Here is a 19833-nt window from a genome sequence, read left to right as displayed (position 1 = left end):
CATTTGTCTTTCAATCTGCAAGCTGACATCCGCAATCTGCAATCGCCTCACTTAAACCAAACTCCCGTCTTCCCATACTCGGCGTACTTCTTCGTCAACCAGTCGTGAAACTGGCGATAATGAGCGTCGCGTTGCTCGCCGCCGTCGCGGCCGGCGTTGTAACTCAAATAGAGTTGCCGACGCCATTGATCGGTGCGATTCGCGCCCGAACGGTGCGGGGTGAAGCCGCCGAAGAGAGCGACGTCGCCAGGCTGCATCTCGAGCAGCACGCCGGTCGAGAAGTCGATTTTGTCATCGGCCAGCTGATGATATTCGCCGTCGCGCGGCGAGAGATAACCTTGCTTGTGATAGCCGGGAAAGACTTCCGTCGCGCCGTTGGCGGCCGTCGTTTCATCAAGCGGCACGATGACGGTGATGAACGACTCGGGGAATTCCTTCCAGCCGATGAAGTCTTGATGGAGCGCGTAACCGGTCGCCAACGGCGGCTTGAAGATCAATTTGTCTTTAAAGAGATGAGCTTCGTCGTCGTAAATCGCCCGCAGCACATCGAGCAGACGGCGGTCGTAGGCGAAGTAACGGCAGACCGGGCCGATGTCGATCACGGGATCAAAGCAATCAAACCGGCACTCGTCCGTATCGGCATGGTTCTGCCAACGGCAGCGGATATTCTGCGTATCGATCAGTTCGCTGCGGCCGAAGAGAGTGGTCGCTTCGCTGCCGAGCGAGGCCACTTCGTCGGCGTCGAACAAACCGCGCACGATGAGAAAGCCGTTCTCGTGATAACTCTGCAACTGTTCCGCAGAAAGCGCCCGGCCAGTGGTGGCTAAGGACATGCAAGCCTCAGATTCGAAAGGTCTGACAATCGCACAACCTTTAGAATCCTAATCGGCGATCGGCCTCTGTAGTAGGCCGGAACGAGCGGTACATGGTTGCGTGACGGCACGCTGCAATTCATGCCGGAACTGCGCTGAGTACAGCTTGTTGCCGGCCTACTTCACGAGAAACGCGAACTGATCGGCGGCGGGGCCCTGCTTCAATTGCGCGGCAACCACGGCCGTCACGGCGATACGTTCGCCACGAGGATACACCGTACCGTGCTCGTCGCACACCTGCGCAAACGGCCCACGATAGACAACGGCCTGATCTTTATTCTGTTTGGTTGCAGCGCCGCGTAGACCAACGAGCAAACCGTGCCGCAGTTCCACGCCTGGCGCATCAATGCAGTTCACATCGCTCAGGGTTTCATAGAACAGCGATTCAAAGCCCGCGGCGTGCAGCAGATGTTCGATTTCTTGTTCCGTCGGAATATATTTCACGAGCGACGCGAGCCCCGGCAATTTGGGTTCGCCGGGGAACGGGCGATCGCAGAGCAGGCCGTGAATCACCAGCCGGCCACCGGGCCGCAGCACGCGTTGGATTTCGGTGAGGAAGTCCGTTCGTCGCGCGGGCTCGATCGGAATGTTGAACGTCCCTTCCAGCCGCACTTCATCCTGACTCCCGTCGCCTGCAGGAATGCGTTCCGGCAGCGGCTCCATCAAGCGATGCATCCACACGGCAGACGGAGCGGCGGGTTGCTTGTTGTTCGGATGATCGTCGAAACCGCTGTGATCGAGATCGTCGTGCAGAATATAAAGTTCCCACAGCACACGATCGGGATCGGTCACCCAAAACTTGGTTTGCCGGGCGTAACAACATTCGACACCTTCTTCACGCTGTGTGGCGATGCCAGAGGCTTCGAGCCGCTGCTGAATCTCGACAAGTTCTTCGGAACTCCTCACGCGCAGGCCAACGTGACTGAGCGTGCCGCCCGGCGGACGCGACGCAGCATAGAGCACGATAACGAGCGCGGGTTTATCGAGCTCGAAGCGGGCATAGTTGCCGTGATACAAACTAGGCCGTTTGCCGAGCAGGATTTCGTAAAAGCGAACCGAGCGGCCGAGATCGGCGACGCAGAGCGTGACGTGGAACGCGGTCGTCGAGGCCTGCGTGGTTGCGGCGGTGGAGATCGTTTCGAGAGTGATCGACATGGTTGTTTCCATTTGGAGCGATTAGCTGCAGCTGGCGGAGTCTTGCAGATCCAAAAACAGAAAATTCTCGGCAGCGGCGCCGCGGCGGAGGAGATCCCAAGTGGTTTGATCCACCGCGACACGTTGGCCGCGGCGATAGACGACACCAGCATCATCGATGGCTTCAGCGAAAGGACCTTTGTAAAGAACTCGCCGTTGCTTTGCAGATTCGGCGGGCTGCCAGGCGAGGATTTTCACCTCGCGCAATTCCACACCATCGTGTACGAACCAAGCCTTGCCACTGTACTTGGTGATTTGCAGTCCGACGAAACCGGCTTGTTGCAGTTCGCTCATCGGTGTCGTTTGCACCGGCACGCGCGAGACCATCGCGGCGAGTCCCGGCAGAAGCGGCATCGCGCCGGGAAACTTTTTGTCGGCCATCAAACCATGCACCAGCACTTTGCCGCCCGGCTTGAGCACGCGGCGTGCTTCTTTCAACAGGAATCGCTGCTGCTCATCGGTCAGCGACGCGTTGAACGTGCCGACGAGCCGGACTTCATCGAGCTCGCCATCAGCATGCGGAATGCGATCGGGAAAAGGATTGGTGACGAAGTGCTCCCACAACTTTTCTTCCGCAGCAGAAATCTCAATCGGCGCACGCGCCGCTTCTCCTTCCAGGCTTCGCTGAATTGTTTCCGGCGCGACTTCTTCCTCGACGACATACACCTCCCAGTGCGTGCCGTCTGGATCGTCGATGTGGATCTTGTCGAGCCGGCGATAACCGCAGACAGCACCCTGCTGACATTCCGTCGCATAGCCGGCTGCTTCGAGTCGCAGCTTGATCCTTTCAATTTCTGCTGGCGAAGCAACCTTCAAACCCGCATGACTCAGCACTCCGCCGGGCGGGCCGGGCGTGTGCGGCGTAATCGAAAAGATGACCGGCGGATCCTCGAGCTCGAACTTCGCGTAGTCGGGATATTGCTTCGCTGGCTCCAAATCGAACAGCGCGCGATAAAAAGCGACCGCCCGCGGCAAGTTGGCCACGCTGAGCGAAATATGAAACTTGGCGGCGGCAGATTGCATCACGAGCGTTTTTCAGTGAGGACAAGCGGACGAACGGGCTGCGGCACGAGCGCAGCAGCCAGTCCCAGTATCAAGGCCAGCGGCACGATTGCCAAGAAGAGCGTCTCATAGTAGCCCCACTTGGCTTTAACCCAGGCCAGAATCAACGGCCCCAGCGCCGACGAAATCACCGAAAAAATCTGAAACAGTCCCTGGATTTGTCCGAGGTGAGTTCGCCCGAAAGCCTGCGGATGAAAGGCAAAATGGACCACTGTCACCAGGCCCGAGGAAATGCCGAACATGACCGCGTACGCAATGAGCTGCCAGTCCGTATCGATCCAGGTAAAGACCTGCAGTGCGACGGCAAGCAGAATCATGCCGAGCATCAGCAAGCGGCCGAGCGGCCAGCGCGTGGCCAGCCAACCGCCAAGCAGATTAGCAATGAGGCCCACGAACGTGATGATCGCCATCACGAGATAAAAGTCGCTCTCGCTAAAGCCGCGACTTTCCAAAATGGCCTGGTTGAAGAGCGTAACGGCGGACCAGGTGAAATTGAACAAGCAGGAGGCGCTCGTAAAAACCCAAAACGCCGGGCTGAGGAGCGCAGCCGATAGCGGCAGGTCGGCGCGATCGCTCTCCGTTGACTTCACATCGAGCTGACTCTCCGAATCCAGGCCGCAACTCTCAGGAGTCGAGCGAACCAGCAAGGCGCAAAGCGGAGCGAGCCCGACAAGCAGCGTCCAACCCATTCCCTCCCAAGCTGCGCGCCAACCGGCATGCTTAATCGCCACGCCCATCCCAATGATGCTGCCGAGAAAACCGATGCCCAGCAGAATGGCAAACACTCCCATGGCGAGCGTCAGGCGCCGGACAAACCATTTGCCAACGAGCGCGGTGCTGACGACCGACAGCGCCCCTTGCCCCAAACCGCGCGTAAGGAGCAGCGCGATAAACAAAGTCCAACTGCCGTCGACGTGTCCCGTAGCGACCACCGTGTCCCCAAGCGCGGCGACGACGATCACCAGTACGATGCGTGTGCCGAAGCGATCGAGCACGCGACCGATCGGCCAACAGAAAGCAGCGCCAAGCAGAATCGACCAAAGATTGATCCAGCCGAACTCGACCTCGGTCAACTCGAGATCTTTCATCAACGGCGCGGTGATCAAGCCAATGCCGTGCGTGCGGCCTGGCAACGTAGCCGTCATCGCCAGCGCAGCGATCGGCAGAATCACCCAGCCGTAATAAAACGGCAGGCGGCGGTAGAACGTCGCAGGTGGATTCAATGTCTTGGGCAGCACGGTGCGCTAATCATAATCAGCAGACAGCGAGGAAGCGGAATGGCAACAAAAAAGCCCGATCTACCCGGGAGTCTTGGGTGGATCGGGCTTGGCCCTCAGCGTCGCCTCAGTCCGAGGTGAGCTCGGACTGCGTCGAAGGCAGGTTGTTATCGGCTACGATTCATTCAGCAGCCATTAGAACATGTAGGTGATGTTTGCACGGCCGTTGAACGGTGCACCTTGATAGATTTGGAACGTGTTCGACGATCCAGTCGCGTACTGAATGTCGCCAATGTTCTCCAAGTACACCGTGGCGTTCAGCTGGCCGCGGCGATAGTAGAGACCCATGTCCCAGCGGCTGTAGCTAGGCAGATCGATCGGGTTGGGGAACAAGTCCGAGGGGCGTTCGCCGACGAACACCCACCCCAACGCGGCGCCATACGTCTGGTAGCCGTCGTTGTAGAAGTTATAACGCGACCAGATGTTGGCCGAGTTCAACGGGTTGTTGCGAGCTTCCACATTGTTCAAGCCGAGCGTGACGTCATTCACCCGGGCGTCGCAGTAGGTGTAGTTGGCGATCAGGCTCCAGTCATCGGTGATGTTGCCAATGATGTTGAGCTCAGCACCTTGTGAAGTCACGTCGCCGACCTGCGTGACCACGCTGGGCGTGAGCACAAACGTGTCGTTCTGGCGGACCGTATGAAAGCCGCACGCCGTCACGGTGACGCCGTCGGTGATGAGCGACTTGATGCCCGCTTCGTGCGTTTCGCCGAGCACGGGGTTGAGCGGCCCGAAGCTGAGGTACGCACCACCTCCAGGAGGGCTGAACGATTGGGCGTAGGTGTAGTAGAGCGACAGGCTTTCGTCAGCCCACGGTTGGTAGACAAGGCCACCGCGCGGCGTGACACGATTGAAAGTCTGATTCGTTTCCAGCGGAAACGGACCGCCGGGCACGCCGCTCACAACACGATCGAATTGAAAATCGGCCGTGTCGAATCGCACGCCGCCCATCGCCTTCCAATTGGCGGTGAGTTCGACCAGATCCTGCATGTAATAACCGACGCGCTGTTGGCGGAAGGCATTGGTTTGCAGGCCGAAGAGAGGAAATGCCGGCGGATTGTTGTAGACGGGATTCGACGGATCGAACGCGCCGATAGGCAACCCGGCGTTGAAGATCGAGTTCGAATCGAGATAGTTGTATTCCAAACCAAAAACTGCCTTGTGCAGCATATCGCCGGTCCAGAATTCACCACCCAAGTTGGCGATCATCGATTGCGTCTGTTCGTTGTTGATCGGCGAATCGCTCCGCAAGCGATTTACGAATGGCGCTGGTGGATCCGGAATCGCTGGGGCAAACGAAGTAGCCGAGGTCGTCGATGACGGCAAGCTAGTGAACAGCGAGTAACCGCCGATGCGGAAGTACCATTCGTCGTTGATCTGGTGATTCAGCACCAGCGATTGGCGGAACTCCTCGCCGCGGAAAAAGTCGTTGGCCGGTTCACCGACGTAACGGCTAGGCGGCAGCGCGAGTGGATCGCCGTTGACGGCGGGCACACCTTGGTAACCGATGCGGTGATCTTTGTGATATTCACCATTCCAGGTCAGGGTCGTTTGGTCGTTGAGCAGGAACGTCACGACCGGCGCGATTTGCACGCGGTTGATGTAGTCGAAATCGACAAAGCTGTTGACACTTTCCTGCACGGCATTCAAGCGGAAGAGAACGTTGCCGCCAGCCGTATAGTTATTGGCATCGAGAGTGAAGCGGTCCTGACCCCACGAGCCAAACGTGTAACCACCGATCGCAAATTGATCGTACACCGGCTTCTTGGTGACGAGGTTGATCACGCCCGCCGAGTCACCGGCACCGTAGAGCACCGAGGCTGGGCCCTTGAGAATTTCGACTCGTTCCACGTTTTGATAATCGCGCGGCACGCCGGTGCGGTCGAGGAAGCCATCCTTGCGGAAGCTACTCGATTGAATCTGTTGACCGCGAATCAAAAAGCGGTCGGCGAACTGACTATCGCCTTGCGCGACTATGCCGCCCGCATTGCGGAAGATGTCGCTCGTGTGGATCGCGATTTGATCGTCGAGCGCGTCGCGGGTGATGGTGTTAACCGTCATCGGCAAATCGGCATTCGGAATCGCAATGATCGAGCCAGCCGTCGAAGTGTCGGCACGATAGCCAATCGTCGGCGAGTTGCTGAAGATCGTGCCATCGAGAATCGTGCCGGTTAGGTCGCCATTTTCGAAGGCTTCTGGATTCACTGCCGTCGAAGGTTGCTGCCCCTGCACGGTCGTGTCGGGCAATGTCGGCGGTTGGGCAGCGGGGGGCTGCGTGGCGTCTTGAATGACAAACTGAGTCGACAGCGGCTCGGGCTCGGGGGGCGTGAACTCTTGACCAAACGCCGGTGCAGCTTGCCAAGTCAACAAACCTGCCGCAGCCAGCGACAAATACCAAGGCGCCATGCTGCGAGATGAGTTTCTGGTAAGCATGCGTTGGAAATCGAAGAGCTTCGCCATCGGAGGACCGCCTGAGAAACGTTGGGAAGATGTACGACGTGGGTCAATGGGTTCGCATGAACGTGCGCCTGTTCACGGCATCGTCGCGCCAAGTGGCGCATGTTCAACCACGTTCTGCAAAATGTCAGAATGTTAAAGTCTGCCGAGTCGCTAGCACGTGAACTACAGAAGCAGAGTAAAGTCTGCGGCGCGAGTGAGCGCACGGCAGTGAAGAATGTCGCGCGCAGCGACTCAGGCCAGAATCTCGCGGACCACATTGCCCGCGACATCGGTCAGTCGGAAATCATGCCCCTGCGAACGAAAAGAGAGTCGCAGGTGATCGATGCCGAGCAAATGCAACAGCGTGGCGTGCAGATCGTTGATGTGCATCGGTTGACGCACGATGTTGTACGAAAAATCGTCCGTCTCACCATGAACATAGCCGGGCCGAATGCCGCCGCCGGCCAGCCACATTGCAAAGCAACGCGGGTGATGATCGCGGCCATACGTGGGCGAATCGAGCGTTCCCTGGCAATAAGCCGCGCGGCCGAACTCACCACCCCAAATCACCAGCGTGTCGTCGAGCAACCCCCGCTGTTTCAAATCGGCGAGAAGCGCTGCCGTCGGTTGATCGGTCGCGGCTGTTTGCTTCTTCAAACCATCGACCACGCGCAGGTGATGATCCCAATCCCGATGATAGAGCTGCACAAATCGCACGCCGCGCTCGACAAGTCGCCGCGCGAGCAAACAATTGCGCGCATACGAGCCAGGCTTACTCACGTTCGGCCCATACTCGGCCAAGGTTGTTGCCGATTCCTGAGATAGATCAGCGAGCTCTGGCACGGCGAGCTGCATACCAGCCGAGAGTTCGTATTGCTTCAGCCGCGCGAGCGTTTCGGCGTCGCCAGTTTTTTCGTGTCCGAGACGATTGAGCGCGGCAAGCGTATCAAGCGAGCGGCGACGAGTTGCGGTATCAACGCCCGGCGGACTCGACAGATAGGGAATGAGATCACCCGTCTGGCTCAACCGCACACCCTGATGCTGCGAGGGCAAAAAACCTGCCCCCCACAATCGACCATACAAGGGCTGATCGCCAACGTCGCCGCCGGAGATCAGCACGACGAAGGCCGGCAAGTTTTCGTTCTCACTTCCCAAGCCATAGCTGAGCCACGAACCCATGCTGGCCCGGCCTGGCAACTGACTGCCGGTTTGCAGCAGCGTGAGTCCGGGATCGTGGTTGATCGCTTCCGTATAGAGCGAGCGGATCAAGCAAATATCATCGACCACTTTGGCCGTGTGCGGCAGCAGTTCGCTCAGTTCCATCCCGCACTTGCCGTGCTTCGCAAATGCAAACGGCGATTTCTGAATCGGCAGCGACGATTGCTGCGATGTCATCGTCGTCAGCCGTTGTCCCATGCGGATCGTATCGGGCAATTCCTCGCCATGCCGCTCGCTGACGACCGGCTTGGGATCGAACAGATCAAGCTGCGACGGTCCGCCCGACTGACAGAGAAAGATGACCCGCTTCGCGCGAGGCTTATGGTGCGGCAGCGAGTTCGTCGCATCCTTTTCGGCAGCGCTGACGGCCTGTGAACCGTGAAGTAGCGTTGCCAGCGCGGCGCATCCCAGACCGACACCGCCGCGCAGCAGCCAATCGCGGCGGGCCAGCAAATGTGCTCGGGATTTGGGAAGCTCAAACATCAGGCCCTTCACTCGGCTCGCCGCTGCTGGAGAATGCAGGTTGTAGCAGCGAGTCTGGTTTTGTCGTTTATGCTAACGCAGCATTCCCGACGACAGCTGCCGATATCCATTGTAGCCCTCGCGCTGAAAAAGACTCACAGGACAAATCCGGTTGATGCGGCATTTTCCAGCAATTGTTGTCTGCTTGCTCGTTCTCCCCGCCTGGTTGGCCGGTGCGGGCGCCGCGCGATGCTGCGCCCAGCCAGCCGTTGATTTCGAGCGCGACATCAAACCGATCCTTTCCGAGCACTGCTGGAAATGCCACGGCGAAAAGCGGGCGGCTGGCGGCTTGCGACTCGATCAACGCAAATTTGCCGAGCGGGGCGGCGGCTCGGGCCGAAAACTGCTCGAACTCGCCGCCAGCAAAAATGAGTTGCTCCGCCGCGTCGAATCGACCGTCGAAGGCGAGCGAATGCCCAGCGAAGGACCGCCACTCACGCAGCCGCAGATCGACATGCTTGAACGCTGGATCGCGCAAGGCGCCAACTGGCCCGAGGTGGCCCCGCCCCCGCCCGATTGGCAATTGTCCGACAAATCGCTCTTCGACATTTGGCTCGATCGCATCGCCTACACCACGACCAGTCGGTATCTGCCCGCCTACATCATCGTGATGACGATCCTGATCAGCATCATCATTGTCGAGCGGGCGAAGCAGCCGCGCAGCAAGGTTTCGGTACCGGAAAGGACGCTGCGCAGGCGTTTGCAAACTTGGCTGCGGCACCTTTCGCGCGCCTGGTATCTGGTCGCGTTGTTGGGAGTCGTGCTTTTCGTTGCCGTGCAATTCTCCCGCGAGCAAGCCGATGAATTGCGGCGGCAAAACAAAAAAATTACGACCAGCCTGGAAATGGGCATCGCCAAGCATCACGCCCCCCTCAGGCCGCAACACCCGCCCCGACTCGGCGGCGCGTATTACCGCGGCAACGACGAACGCTCGGCTGAACTTTACAACGGCGGCTTCTATCGCACGGCCACATTCGAAATTCATCTCGCCGATGCCGAGGGTCGGAACTTGGCTTGGGGCGATCCAGTTCCCGATCAGCCGCAATTGCACTTTGTACTCGAGCGTTCGCCGCACTCCAGCCCCACGCTGTTCACGCCCGAAATCATGGAGAGTTCGGGCCTGTCTGCGGTGCAGCCCGAGCAACTGGCCAAGACCAAAGACATTCCCTTCCTACATCTGCGTGCCGATCTTCCGGGCGAACGCTGGAGCCTGCTCTATCCGCTCGAACCGATTCCTGCGGAGGGCAAGCGCACAGGTTCGGTCTATCTCTACAAAGGGACCGTGAATGATCCGGAATTCAAAAGTGCCGAACCGTCTTATCTGATCGGCTACGAACTCTCGGCCAGCGACGGCTTGATCTCGCGCGAGTCGCAAATCTGGATGGCCTCGGTCTACAACGTCCCGCAGCTCATCTGGCCGGAGCAGGGAAAAATTCCAGCCGATCACTGGTTCGATTTCCGTCCGATTCCCGAAATCGAAAAATAATCATTGATTGATCGATCGCTGCGCCGGCACGACCGGCCTGATCGATACAGCCGGAATGCGAAAAATTCGCACGCTCGATAAACGTTGCCATGGAGGTTTTGACACCACCCGGTAGCAATCTACGCTTCTTCATCCCGCTCCCCGTGCGGGTTGTGACAAACTCTGCCCCGTTTTGCTTCACGCTAGATTGTCTCCCATGACCACTTTGATTCTGGAAACTGCCATCGCCCTGACCGCTGCCTCGGCGGGCGCTGCTGCTGGTTGGTGCTTTCGCAAAGCTCGCGAGGGCGACGTTAATGAACAGCCTGAGCGCAACGTCAACAACCGCGATGGCCTCGAGCAAGAAGCACAAAACAATCGTCAGGCCGCGAAGGACCTTCTGAGCCAGGTGCATGGCCTGACTACCAAGGTGGCGTCGCAGGTCGGTGAACACAATCTCCGCGTGCAGGCGATCAACGAACAACTGACCAGCGGCGACAATGTCGAGGTGAGCGCGGTAACGGAAGCCATCAACCGCCTCGTCGAAGCCAATGCCTGGATGCAACAACAACTCGATTCGGCCCACTGCAAACTCGAAAGCCAGGCTCGCCTGATTGAATCGCACGTCAACGAAGCTCGCACCGATGCACTCACTGGCATCGCCAATCGCCGGGCCTTCGACGAAGAAATGCAACGCTGCCTGACAGCGCTGCGGCTCGAACGTGACCCTGCCTGCGTCATGATGATCGACGTCGATCACTTCAAGAAATTCAACGACACACACGGCCACAAAGCGGGTGATGAAGTGCTGCGGCACGTCGCGGCAGCGCTCAAGCAAGCCGCGGGTTCGACGGGCATCGTCTGCCGATACGGCGGCGAGGAATTTGCCGTGGTCTTCCCGAAGCAACAAGCGACGACGGTCGTGCAATTGGCCGAACGTTGCCGCGCTGCCATCGGCGCCCAATCGATCAACTACGACGGTCAACAACTGCAAGTGCACGCCAGCGCCGGCCTCGCCGAATTTGCTGCTCGCGACACGATGGAAACCGTACTGGAACGGGCTGATGAAGCCCTCTACGCCAGCAAGCGTGGTGGCCGCAACAACGGTCACGTGCACGATGGCAAGGCATTTGTGCCGTTCGTTAATAACACTCCGCCGGCGCCCAGCGCTCCGGAAATGAAAACCACGACCAGCCAACCAGGCTCGCTGATCGACCCGGCCACGGGCTTGAGCACTCGCGATGCTCTCCGCGAAGATCTGCAGCGGCGGCTCGCTGGTTTGCAACGTGAAGTGCAGCCGCTCAGCCTGCTCGTCATCCAAATCGATCGGATGAAAGACTGGCAAGCTAAGGGTGGTGACGACGGCGAATCGCTCGCACTGCGGACGGTGAGCCTCGCCCTGCGTGGCATTCATCGCAACATGGATCACGCTGCTCGGTTCGATCACGATGCCTTCGCAGTGGCACTGAATGGCGCCAATCTGCCGCTGGCTGTCGAAGTCGCGCAGCGGCTGAAGAACTCGCTGCAATCGGCCCGGCCGAAGCTCGCGGGTCAACCCACTCCGCTCACGCTCAGCATTGGTGTATGCGAAGCCGTCTCGGGCGATGACGCCGCCAAGCTCATTCTGCGAGCTCAATCGGCGCAGAACACCGCGGCCAACCTGGGTGGCAATCAAATCTCGATGCACGACGGCAACCGCATCAGCCTCGTCGAAGAGGTCCTTTGCTAAACGTGCCGGATTCGCAGATGGGGCAAACTTGTGTCTGACAATCAACTCCTGCGCGAATTACCTGCGGGAACCCTCAACCTGGCGCCCGATTCAACGGCCGATGGCACCCGGTGTCTGATTTTGCCCGCGAAAGAAGAAGTTGCGGTAGCCGCGCTTGCCGCGTCGCCAGTGCAGCAGCGAGTTCCGCTGCCGCCGACGATGACACGCCCGCGAGTTGGCTCGAACGATCCTTGGATCGGCCGCACGTTACGTGAATATCAGTTCGAGGAATTCCTTGGCGCTGGCGCCATGGGCCGCGTCTACCGCGCTCGCCATCGTTGGCTCGACATGAATGTCGCCATCAAGCTGCTCAAGGAAGATCTGTACGAAGACGAAAACTGCGTCGCCCGTTTTCGCCGCGAAGCCATCGCCTCGGCTCGGTTGAATCATCCGAACATCGTCCGCGCTTGCGACGGCGGCCTCGAGGGAAACACGCTCTTCCTCGTCACCGAATTCGTTCCCGGCGAAAGCCTGGCGAAAGTGCTGCAGGATCGCGATCAACTGAGCATCGCCGATGTCTGCGCCATCATCTGCCAGGCAGCGGCCGCGCTGCAGCATGCTCACGAACAAGGCATGGTCCATCGCGACATCAAGCCATCGAACATGATGCTCTCCGCGACTGGCCAGGTAAAACTGCTTGACCTCGGTCTCGCTCGCTTCTCGCAAGGCCACGCGACGCTGACCGAAACGGGTCACGTGATGGGCACGCTCGACTTCATGGCGCCCGAGCAAGCGGGCGATAGTCGCCATGTCGACATCCGCGCCGATATCTACAGCCTCGGCTGCACGCTTTATTGCCTGTTAACCGGCGTGCCGCCGTTTTCCGGCCCGGCCTACGATACACCGGTCAGTAAGATGCTGGCCCACAGCGACTCCGAACCGCCGGCCGTCAGTTTGCGACGCAAGAAAACACCGGCGCCGGTACTCGCCTGTCTCCAGAAGATGATGGAGAAGGACAAGAATCAGCGCTACAGCCGTCCCGCTGAAATCGTGACCGCGCTGCAACCATTCGCTGCTGGTGCGCGACTCGCAGAACTCGCCGGTGGCCAGCAAGTGCGCGAAACAGCGTACGCGCCGCAGCAAGCTCCTTCGCAAGTGATATCCACCATCGACTGGCTCGCCGATGTGATCTTCGACGGCGCGTGGGTAGTGCTTCGCACCATCTGCTGCATGGTCGGCTTGCTCGAACGTCGTCAGCAACCGTCTCCGCTCACCGGTGCGCCTGGCAAAACGCTGTACGAGATCTCGCCGAAGGGGTTGGCCAGCGTACTCGTACTCGCGGCCGTCGTTGCGTTTCTGTACTGCACCGGTTTTCGGATTTACTTTTACTAGCGCGGTCAGAGTTGGAGCTCTCGATGTCCCCTGCTTGCACCGCGCCCTTTGAACCGACCATCAACACGGCCATGGCCAATGTTGTCGCGCAGACGCGCAGCACCATGGCCGCCTCGCTGGTCAACATCTATCCGCCGAACACGAACGTTGGCTTGATTCAACTGCCGGCCAAGCGCTTCATCATCGGCCGCGACAGCCACTCGGACCTGTGGCTCGACGATCCTTCGATCTCGCGCCAACAGGCCTCGCTCGAGCGCACCGAGAAGGGCGTGCAGTTGACCGACCACGTCAGTACCAACGGCTCGTACGTCAACGATCACCGCGTGACGACGGCAATTATCTCGGCCGGCGATCAGCTCCGCTTCGGCAATCACATCTTCAAAGTCCTTGGCGCGAACGACATCGAAGCTCAGTTTCTCGAAACCGTTTACACCCGCATGGTTCGCGACGGTCTGACCGGGGCGTACAACAAGCGCTACCTGGTCGACGCTCTCGAACGCGAAGTGAATCGCGCCCGTCGCCACAATCGCCCGCTGTCGATCGCGATTCTCGACATCGATCATTTCAAAGCCGTCAACGACACCTTCGGCCATCTGATTGGTGACGAAGTGTTGAAGGAATTCAGCCGCCGTTTGCTCGCCCACTCGCGGCAGGACGATATCTTTGCGCGCTACGGCGGCGAAGAGTTCATCGCCGTGTTTGCCGAGACCACGCTCGATCAGGCGCGCACCGCCGCGGAGTCGTTCCGCCAGATCATCGCCAATACACCGTTTGCCACCGCCGCCGGTTCGCTGCCGATCACCGTGAGCATCGGCGTGGCCAGCATGCAGGGGAATGAGCTGCCCAGCTCGCACGATTTGATCGCCGCGGCCGATAAATGTCTTTACGCGGCCAAACGCGCCGGTCGCAATCGCGTCGGTTTTTAGGCCTGTTTGCCGTCACTCTCGCCTCCCGGCGCGGGCCGGTTTTTGCTAAAGTGCCGCTGCACTTGGGAAAAATCTTTTAGGGCCTGTCATGCCGGATCCACTTCGCGAGCAACTGTTCGCCGCCGCTTCGACGATTGTCGTGAAGGTCGGCACGCGCGTTCTTACTTCCACCGATGGCACGCTGAACCACGAGCGCATCGACCGCCTGGCCGAAGAAATCCTCGAGCTCGGCAAGCAAACCGTAGGCGGCAAGCCGCGGCGCGTAGTGCTGGTCAGCAGCGGCGCTGTCGGCGCCGGCATCAGCCGTTTGAAGCTGCCGGGCCGGCCAACCGATCTCGCCAAGCTGCAAGCCGTCGCCGCCGTCGGCCAGGTGCCGCTGATTCAGGCCTATGACAAGACCTTCAGCAAGCACGGCAGCCATGCGGCCCAGGTGCTGCTGACGGCTGAGGACGTCGATGATCGCGTTCGTTATCTCAACGTCCGCAACACGATTCTTTCGATTCTAGAGTTCGGCGCAGTGCCGGTCATCAATGAGAACGACACGGTCAGCGTCGAAGAACTGCAAACCACCTTTGGCGACAACGACCGCTTGGCCGCGATGGTGACGAACCTCATTCGCGCACCGCTGCTGATCATCCTCTCCGACATCGAAGGGCTGTACGACGGCGATCCGTCGAAGGCCAGCTCGAAGCTGGTAAACACCGTCCCCGCGATCGACGAAACGATCCTGTCGTACGTGCGCGACAAAAAAACCGGCCTGAGCAAGGGCGGCATGGCAAGCAAGCTCGAAGCCGCTCGCATCGTGACCACGGCGGGCGAGAACATGATCATCGCCAGCGGCCGGCGGATGGATGTCCTCTCTCAACTTGCCGCCGGCGAGCCCCTCGGCACTTATTTTCAAGCGCAAGGCAAAGGCATCACGCCGTTCAAGCGTTGGCTGGGATTCAGCGCGCAGAGTCGTGGCCGCATTTCGCTCGACGCCGGCGCCCGCCGCGCGATCGTCGAACAAGGCCGCAGTCTGCTCGCGGCCGGCATCACGGGTACGCAAGGCGAATTCAAAAAGGGAGATGTTATCGCGCTCGTCGATGCTGACGGAGTCATCGTCGCCCGTGGCTTGTCGAACTACTCATCGGCCGAAGTGGAACGAGTGAAGGGCCTGAAGTCGGCCAAGATCGCACAAGTCCTCGGCCAACGGCCGTATGAGGAAGTGATCCATCGCGACAACCTCGCGATCGTGAAGAAATAGCCGCAGGCCGGAGCGAGCGGTACTTCGCGCAGTTCCGGCGGGATTGACTATGCCCCCAGATCAATCTCGCTCAACGTGATCTCTACCGACGCGGCGAACGACTCGCCGGGCTGCAGCACTCGCAAACCTGCATCCACACCGCGCGCGGTCAGTTCTGCAGCATTTGGCACGCAGCTGTAAGGTTCGATGCAAATGGCTTCGCGGTGCGGCGGTGTGAAAACCACGCACTCGCGGAAGACCGACGAAAAGCTGATCGTCACGGCGAGCTTGGCAGCCGGATCGTAGACATGGCCGCGGCACCAACCGTCGTCGAACTGCAGATCCGTGAAAACATCGTCGAGTTGCAAACCGCCGAAGGCCGCGCCGGCGTGATATTCCTGCGCGTGTTCGAGCGCCGCACGTTCACCAGTCGGCAACATGCCGTCGAGCACCCAGCGCTCGTTGCCGGGGAGCAGGGCCAGGCAGTGGTCCGCGCTGCCGTCGGTGAACGGCACGTGAAAATACGGATGCAAACCGAGTCCACACGGCAGCGGCGTGTCGCCGGCGTTCTCGATCAGGTAGTTCAGTTGCAACATGCCGCCGCTCAGGTCATAGCTGGCGGTCAGGCGAAAATCGCCAGGCCATTGCGTGAGGATATTCGGATCATCGACGCTCGCCTGAAATTGCCCGACCACGCGGCGGCGATCTTTTTCGATCACCCGCCATGGCCTCGTATGCACGAAACCGTGAATCGCGTTGCCAAACGCATCGCCGGCAGGAATGGTGTACGTCTTCCCTTCCCAGGTGTATGTCGTGCCGCGAATGCGCCCCGGAAACGGAAACAAAATCGGAATGCCGCTGCGCGATGGGCGATCGCTGCCGGACAAAAACGATTGCGACCGCCACAGCACATCGACCTGCCGGCCGCGGTGCGGTACCGAGAAACGATGGCAGTTGAAACCAAGGCTAACCAGGACTTCCGCCGTCGCACCGCTGGCCGGATCGTGAAGGGTGATGTTTTCCATGGTGTTTGCAATTATTCGTTGGGCAGCAGGAAAGGGAGAGTTGAAGTGGCGACCACTTTGCGTTCGACCGCTGGTCGCGACAACTTGCGGGCCGCGGTCATCAGCAAAATAACAAACGTCATGGCAATCATCGCGCGAATCATGCTGCCGCGCGTTGGTTCATCGAGCGCGATCGTCGATAACTCGCGCAGCAGCCAGGCGACAAGGATCAGCGAGGTCACCAGACAAGCGGTCGGCAGCACGGCCGAGCCCGTTAGCAGCGCTTGCGAATCCTGCGGCGTGGTGGCGAGCAGCCACAAACCCACGACGAGTTGCAAACCCGTCGCCAGCAGTGCACTCCAACTGCCCCAAGCCGCGATTCGTTTCATGCCGCGCGGATCTTCGTCCGATTTCTGCCGCCGCAGCGCCAGACCGAGCAACATCACTCCCGCCATCGCGACCGACGCCAAGGCGAAGTGAGCGGTGAGCGCGGGAATTTCATCGACAGCCACCAGCCGGCGGAACGCGCCACCTTTCAGATCGCCCACGATCACGACGTCGGCAGGAAAGCTCCGTTCGGCCAACTTGCCTGCAATGATCAGAATCGGCGGAAAGTGATACAGCAGATTCGACGCGGCGAGGAACAGAAGCATGCTGCGGCCAAGATAGCCGCGGCGCGTAGGGAGCACGGCCCAACTCCGCCAGATCCAATAGACCACCAGCAGACTCCCCGAGGCGATCAGCTCATAAATTCCCATCTCCAGTTTGCTGGCCAGGTTCACCCGCCAGACTTCCGCATACTCGGGCGTCCAGCGCAGCCAACCCAGCACCAACCCCAATCCCATGCCCACCAGCAACGCTATCACCGACGAAGCTGCCAGGTAGCGGGCTGCTTGCGGGGCGATCGCGTCGCCGCGGCGGTCTTTCCATTCCAGCCAAAGCGACACCAACGGCGCGCCGCAGGCCACGTTCATGCACATCAAGTGAACGGCCAGCAGCAGGATTTCCAAAGCAACCATCACGACCCATTCTCAAAGGAGGAAGCGACGCATTATAGCGCAACACTCTCTTATAGCGCAGCGGGCCAATTTTTTGCTCTTTCCTCTTTTTTTCACTCCCGCTATCGTGCCCAATGTGAGTCGGAATTGCCGGGCTTGCGCTGCGCCAGGAGGGCTCAGCCGAGTTGGCCGTCGCAGGAGCGACGGTTGCCGATGCCGGCGTCGTCAGGGAGGACGATTGTGAACTCGCTCAAATCAACTTGCGTCATACTCGTGCTGGCCGGTGTGCTTTATGGCGTGTATGTCACGCTCAACACGCCGCAGCCGTCCGCGCATGACCATGCGCACGATGTGCAAATCCAGCCGCCGACGATCGACTTCGGCCCCGCCAGCCAGGCCCCTGCCCTGCCCTCGCCCGGCGCCAGCGCGCACAACTCGCCGCCGCCGCTCGTGATCGAGCCGAACATGACGCAGCCGATCGCCAGCCCTGCCGAAGCGCCGCCGACAGCCAACATTCCGGCTACGTACTCCGTGCCTGCGTTCAATCCGCCTGCGACCGCTGCCGTCGAACCGACGTCAGAATTGCCTGCCGCTCCGCCGCCAACCAGCCCGCCACCGTCGTCCTACACTCCGCCCGAGACCAGCTCCGCCTATACGCTGCCGAATGCGCCGAAGCACGAACCGGCCACTTCGCTAAAGCTCGAAGCCTACAAGCTCAACCAGGCTTGGAAGAACGTCGAAGTGCAGATGAAGGACGGCAAGTATCGCGACGCGCTCGCCGAACTGTCTCCCTTCGCGACCAACGCACACATCACTGCCGAAGATCGCCGCGCCGTTCTTAACTGGGTCGACGCGCTCGCCGCCAAAGTCATCTACGGCCCCGATCATTACCTCGCCGAACCTTACCGCGTCTCGCAAAACGGCCAATCGCTCTACGACGTCGCCGCCAGTTACAAGCTGCCGGTGCAGTTGCTGCAAAACATCAACTCGCAAGCCGTTCGCGATCCTTCGGTGCTCGTCCGTGGCACCGAACTGAAAGTCATTCCAGGCCCCTTCCGCGCCGAAGTCCATCTGGCCACCGGTGAACTCACGCTCTTTGTCGGCCAACTCTACGCCGGTCGTTTTCCGTTTAGCATCGGCGATGAAAAGCCATTGGCCGGCACTTACCACGTTGCGCAAAAAGACCCCGCCCGCGCCTATATCAGCCGCGACGGCCGCCAGATCCCCGCCGGTGATCCCTCGAATCCCTACGGCAACTGCTGGATCGATCTTGGCAAAAACGCCTGCCTCCACGGCAGCGGCGCCCCAAGCAACACCACGCTTGGCTGCCTCAGCTTCAGCCCGCAAGATGCCCAGGACCTCTACAACATCCTGAGCGTATCGTCAGAAGTAGTAATCAAGTAACGCCCAGGTAGCAATTGAAAAGGTAGCCCGCAGCGTGAGCGAGGTTTGGGCGCGAAGACTTCAGATCACCATCGTGCGACAGCACCACGAGAGCTGGTTTTGGCGCAGCGTCGCGAGTGAAACCGCCGCGAATGGTGCTATCGCACGTTGCTGATATCGACGGTTGCACTCGCCAATCCCTCGCTCACGCTGCGGGCTTCCTGTCAGCCAATCGGCTGCCAATAGCCGGGCGGCAGGTTCGGACCATTCGGGAAGAACTGCGGCTGGATTAAGTGAGCGAGCAACTCCAGCGATTCCACCAAACGAGGCCCGCTGCGGTTGAGTAGCGCGTTGCCATCAATGGCGAAGACTCGGCGATGCTGAACGGCGGGAAGCTGTTGCCAGCCGGGAACACGCGGCAGACGCTCTGCTTCGCTGAGTGTTCGCGGCAGATCGAAACCACAGGGCGCGACGAGGATGATCTCCGGAGCAAAGGCCGCGACTTCTTCCCAGGTGCTGTAGCGACTATGTTCGCCCGCCACGGCCAGGCCGCTCACGCCGCCGGCCATTTCGATGAGTTGCGGCGTCCAATTGCCGGCGGGCATCAAGGGTTCGATCCATTCGATGCAGAGAACGCGTGGCCGCTGAGCTACGGTGAGCGACGCAGTTCGATCGACGATGGTGGCGATCCGTTGCCGATAGCCGGCGATGAGCTCCGCAGACTCTGTGTTCGTCGCAACGCCGATGCGGGCGATATCGGCGAGAACGCCTTCCAGCGAAGTCGGATTCAGCGGCAGGACGCGAGTGTGCTGCAGCTCGGGGGCCTCGCTTTGCAATCGCAAGACATCGGCGAGGCGGATCGCGCAAACATCGCACTGGGCTTGCGTGATGATCAGATGGGGCGCAAGTTGCCGCAGCAGCGGCTCGTCGATTTCATACAGCGGTTCGCCTCGCGCGAGGAGTTGCTTGACCTGCTCGTCGATGGCTTGGCTGGACTGGGCGCTATCGATCCGCGACCGAGTGGCGCGAGGCAGTTGATTGGCTGATGGCGGCCAGTCGCACTCATGACTGACCGCCAGGACCTGCGCTCCCAAGCCGAGCGCGAAGAGCATTTCGGTGGCGCTGGAGATGAGAGAAACGATCCGCAT

Annotated in this window: 15 protein-coding genes; 6 read left to right on the top strand and 9 right to left on the bottom strand. The window is 60.0% G+C overall.

Translation table 11 applies throughout. The features are described from left to right. Positions 1 to 47: 47 nt before the first annotated feature. The 6 genes from M9Q49_RS03410 to M9Q49_RS03385 form a co-directional block, all read right to left on the bottom strand. On the bottom strand, positions 48 to 833 hold the full coding sequence (locus M9Q49_RS03410; RefSeq protein WP_254507247.1) for a phytanoyl-CoA dioxygenase family protein: 786 nt from the start codon (positions 831 to 833) through the stop codon (positions 48 to 50). A gap of 156 nt (positions 834 to 989) precedes the next feature. Next, on the bottom strand, positions 990 to 2027 hold the full coding sequence (locus M9Q49_RS03405) for an ArsI/CadI family heavy metal resistance metalloenzyme (protein ID WP_254507246.1): 1038 nt from the start codon (positions 2025 to 2027) through the stop codon (positions 990 to 992). A 21-nt stretch (positions 2028 to 2048) separates the two neighbouring features. Beyond that, on the bottom strand, positions 2049 to 3089 hold the full coding sequence (locus tag M9Q49_RS03400; RefSeq protein ID WP_254507245.1) for a VOC family protein: 1041 nt from the start codon (positions 3087 to 3089) through the stop codon (positions 2049 to 2051). Next, positions 3089 to 4366 (bottom strand): MFS transporter, encoded by a 1278-nt coding sequence (locus M9Q49_RS03395; protein WP_254507244.1) that lies wholly within the window; start codon positions 4364 to 4366, stop codon positions 3089 to 3091. Before M9Q49_RS03395 ends, M9Q49_RS03400 begins: the two co-directional genes overlap by 1 nt. Positions 4367 to 4540: 174 nt before the next feature. After that, entirely contained in the window at positions 4541 to 6865 is a 2325-nt protein-coding gene (locus M9Q49_RS03390; protein WP_254507243.1) for a TonB-dependent receptor, read from the bottom strand. A 231-nt stretch (positions 6866 to 7096) separates the two neighbouring features. After that, positions 7097 to 8545: a DUF1501 domain-containing protein gene (locus tag M9Q49_RS03385; protein WP_254507242.1), complete on the bottom strand. Its 1449-nt coding sequence runs from the start codon at positions 8543 to 8545 to the stop codon at positions 7097 to 7099. Between the two features lie 154 nt (positions 8546 to 8699). On the opposite strand from M9Q49_RS03385, the gene M9Q49_RS03380 reads away from it, so the two are divergent. The 5 genes from M9Q49_RS03380 to proB all read left to right on the top strand — a co-directional run bounded on the left by M9Q49_RS03380 (position 8700) and on the right by proB (position 15321). Continuing rightward, positions 8700 to 10070 (top strand): c-type cytochrome domain-containing protein, encoded by a 1371-nt coding sequence (locus tag M9Q49_RS03380; RefSeq protein ID WP_254507241.1) that lies wholly within the window; start codon positions 8700 to 8702, stop codon positions 10068 to 10070. A 196-nt stretch (positions 10071 to 10266) separates the two neighbouring features. Beyond that, positions 10267 to 11778, top strand: coding sequence for a GGDEF domain-containing protein (locus M9Q49_RS03375; protein WP_254507240.1), 1512 nt, complete (start codon positions 10267 to 10269; stop codon positions 11776 to 11778). Between the two features lie 30 nt (positions 11779 to 11808). Next, positions 11809 to 13149, top strand: a complete 1341-nt coding sequence (locus tag M9Q49_RS03370; RefSeq protein ID WP_254507239.1) for a serine/threonine-protein kinase — start codon at positions 11809 to 11811, stop codon at positions 13147 to 13149. Positions 13150 to 13172: 23 nt separating this feature from the next. After that, positions 13173 to 14075, top strand: coding sequence for a diguanylate cyclase (locus M9Q49_RS03365; RefSeq protein WP_254507238.1), 903 nt, complete (start codon positions 13173 to 13175; stop codon positions 14073 to 14075). Between the two features lie 88 nt (positions 14076 to 14163). After that, positions 14164 to 15321 carry a glutamate 5-kinase gene (gene proB, locus M9Q49_RS03360; RefSeq protein ID WP_254507237.1) on the top strand — a complete coding sequence of 386 codons (1158 nt, stop codon included), beginning with the start codon at positions 14164 to 14166 and terminating at the stop codon, positions 15319 to 15321. Between the two features lie 47 nt (positions 15322 to 15368). On the opposite strand, the gene M9Q49_RS03355 is transcribed toward proB, so the two are convergent. Continuing rightward, positions 15369 to 16325, bottom strand: coding sequence for an aldose 1-epimerase (locus tag M9Q49_RS03355; protein ID WP_254507236.1), 957 nt, complete (start codon positions 16323 to 16325; stop codon positions 15369 to 15371). Positions 16326 to 16336: 11 nt separating this feature from the next. Further along, a complete protein-coding gene (locus M9Q49_RS03350) occupies positions 16337 to 17323 on the bottom strand; it encodes a hypothetical protein (protein WP_254507235.1) in 987 nt (328 codons plus the stop codon). 219 nt (positions 17324 to 17542) lie between these two features. Here M9Q49_RS03350 and M9Q49_RS03345 point away from each other — a divergent pair, with 219 nt between their 5' ends. Continuing rightward, on the top strand, positions 17543 to 18706 hold the full coding sequence (locus M9Q49_RS03345; protein ID WP_254507234.1) for a L,D-transpeptidase: 1164 nt from the start codon (positions 17543 to 17545) through the stop codon (positions 18704 to 18706). Positions 18707 to 18909: 203 nt separating this feature from the next. Here M9Q49_RS03345 and M9Q49_RS03340 read toward each other — a convergent pair whose 3' ends face one another. Continuing rightward, positions 18910 to 19833: a cobalamin-binding protein gene (locus M9Q49_RS03340; RefSeq protein WP_254507233.1), complete on the bottom strand. Its 924-nt coding sequence runs from the start codon at positions 19831 to 19833 to the stop codon at positions 18910 to 18912.

Origin of the sequence: Anatilimnocola floriformis (assembly GCF_024256385.1) — a bacterium.
Classification (GTDB): domain Bacteria; phylum Planctomycetota; class Planctomycetia; order Pirellulales; family Pirellulaceae; genus Anatilimnocola; species Anatilimnocola floriformis.
The sequence above is the reverse complement of the archived record's forward strand: the minus strand, read 5'-3'. Positions and strand labels throughout refer to the sequence as shown.

What these genes read in the sequence shown, in the direction of transcription:
- M9Q49_RS03410 (WP_254507247.1), bottom strand. Translation starts at nt 833, where the DNA reads ATGTCCTTAGCCACCACTGGCCGGGCGCTTTCTGCGGAACAGTTGCAG.
- M9Q49_RS03405 (WP_254507246.1), bottom strand. Translation starts at nt 2,027, where the DNA reads ATGTCGATCACTCTCGAAACGATCTCCACCGCCGCAACCACGCAGGCC.
- M9Q49_RS03400 (WP_254507245.1), bottom strand. Translation starts at nt 3,089, where the DNA reads ATGCAATCTGCCGCCGCCAAGTTTCATATTTCGCTCAGCGTGGCCAAC.
- M9Q49_RS03390 (WP_254507243.1), bottom strand. Translation starts at nt 6,865, where the DNA reads ATGGCGAAGCTCTTCGATTTCCAACGCATGCTTACCAGAAACTCATCT.
- M9Q49_RS03385 (WP_254507242.1), bottom strand. Translation starts at nt 8,545, where the DNA reads ATGTTTGAGCTTCCCAAATCCCGAGCACATTTGCTGGCCCGCCGCGAT.
- M9Q49_RS03380 (WP_254507241.1), top strand. Translation starts at nt 8,700, where the DNA reads ATGCGGCATTTTCCAGCAATTGTTGTCTGCTTGCTCGTTCTCCCCGCC.
- M9Q49_RS03375 (WP_254507240.1), top strand. Translation starts at nt 10,267, where the DNA reads ATGACCACTTTGATTCTGGAAACTGCCATCGCCCTGACCGCTGCCTCG.
- M9Q49_RS03365 (WP_254507238.1), top strand. Translation starts at nt 13,173, where the DNA reads ATGTCCCCTGCTTGCACCGCGCCCTTTGAACCGACCATCAACACGGCC.
- proB (WP_254507237.1), top strand. Translation starts at nt 14,164, where the DNA reads ATGCCGGATCCACTTCGCGAGCAACTGTTCGCCGCCGCTTCGACGATT.
- M9Q49_RS03355 (WP_254507236.1), bottom strand. Translation starts at nt 16,325, where the DNA reads ATGGAAAACATCACCCTTCACGATCCGGCCAGCGGTGCGACGGCGGAA.
- M9Q49_RS03350 (WP_254507235.1), bottom strand. Translation starts at nt 17,323, where the DNA reads ATGGTTGCTTTGGAAATCCTGCTGCTGGCCGTTCACTTGATGTGCATG.
- M9Q49_RS03340 (WP_254507233.1), bottom strand. Translation starts at nt 19,833, where the DNA reads ATGCGGATCGTTTCTCTCATCTCCAGCGCCACCGAAATGCTCTTCGCG.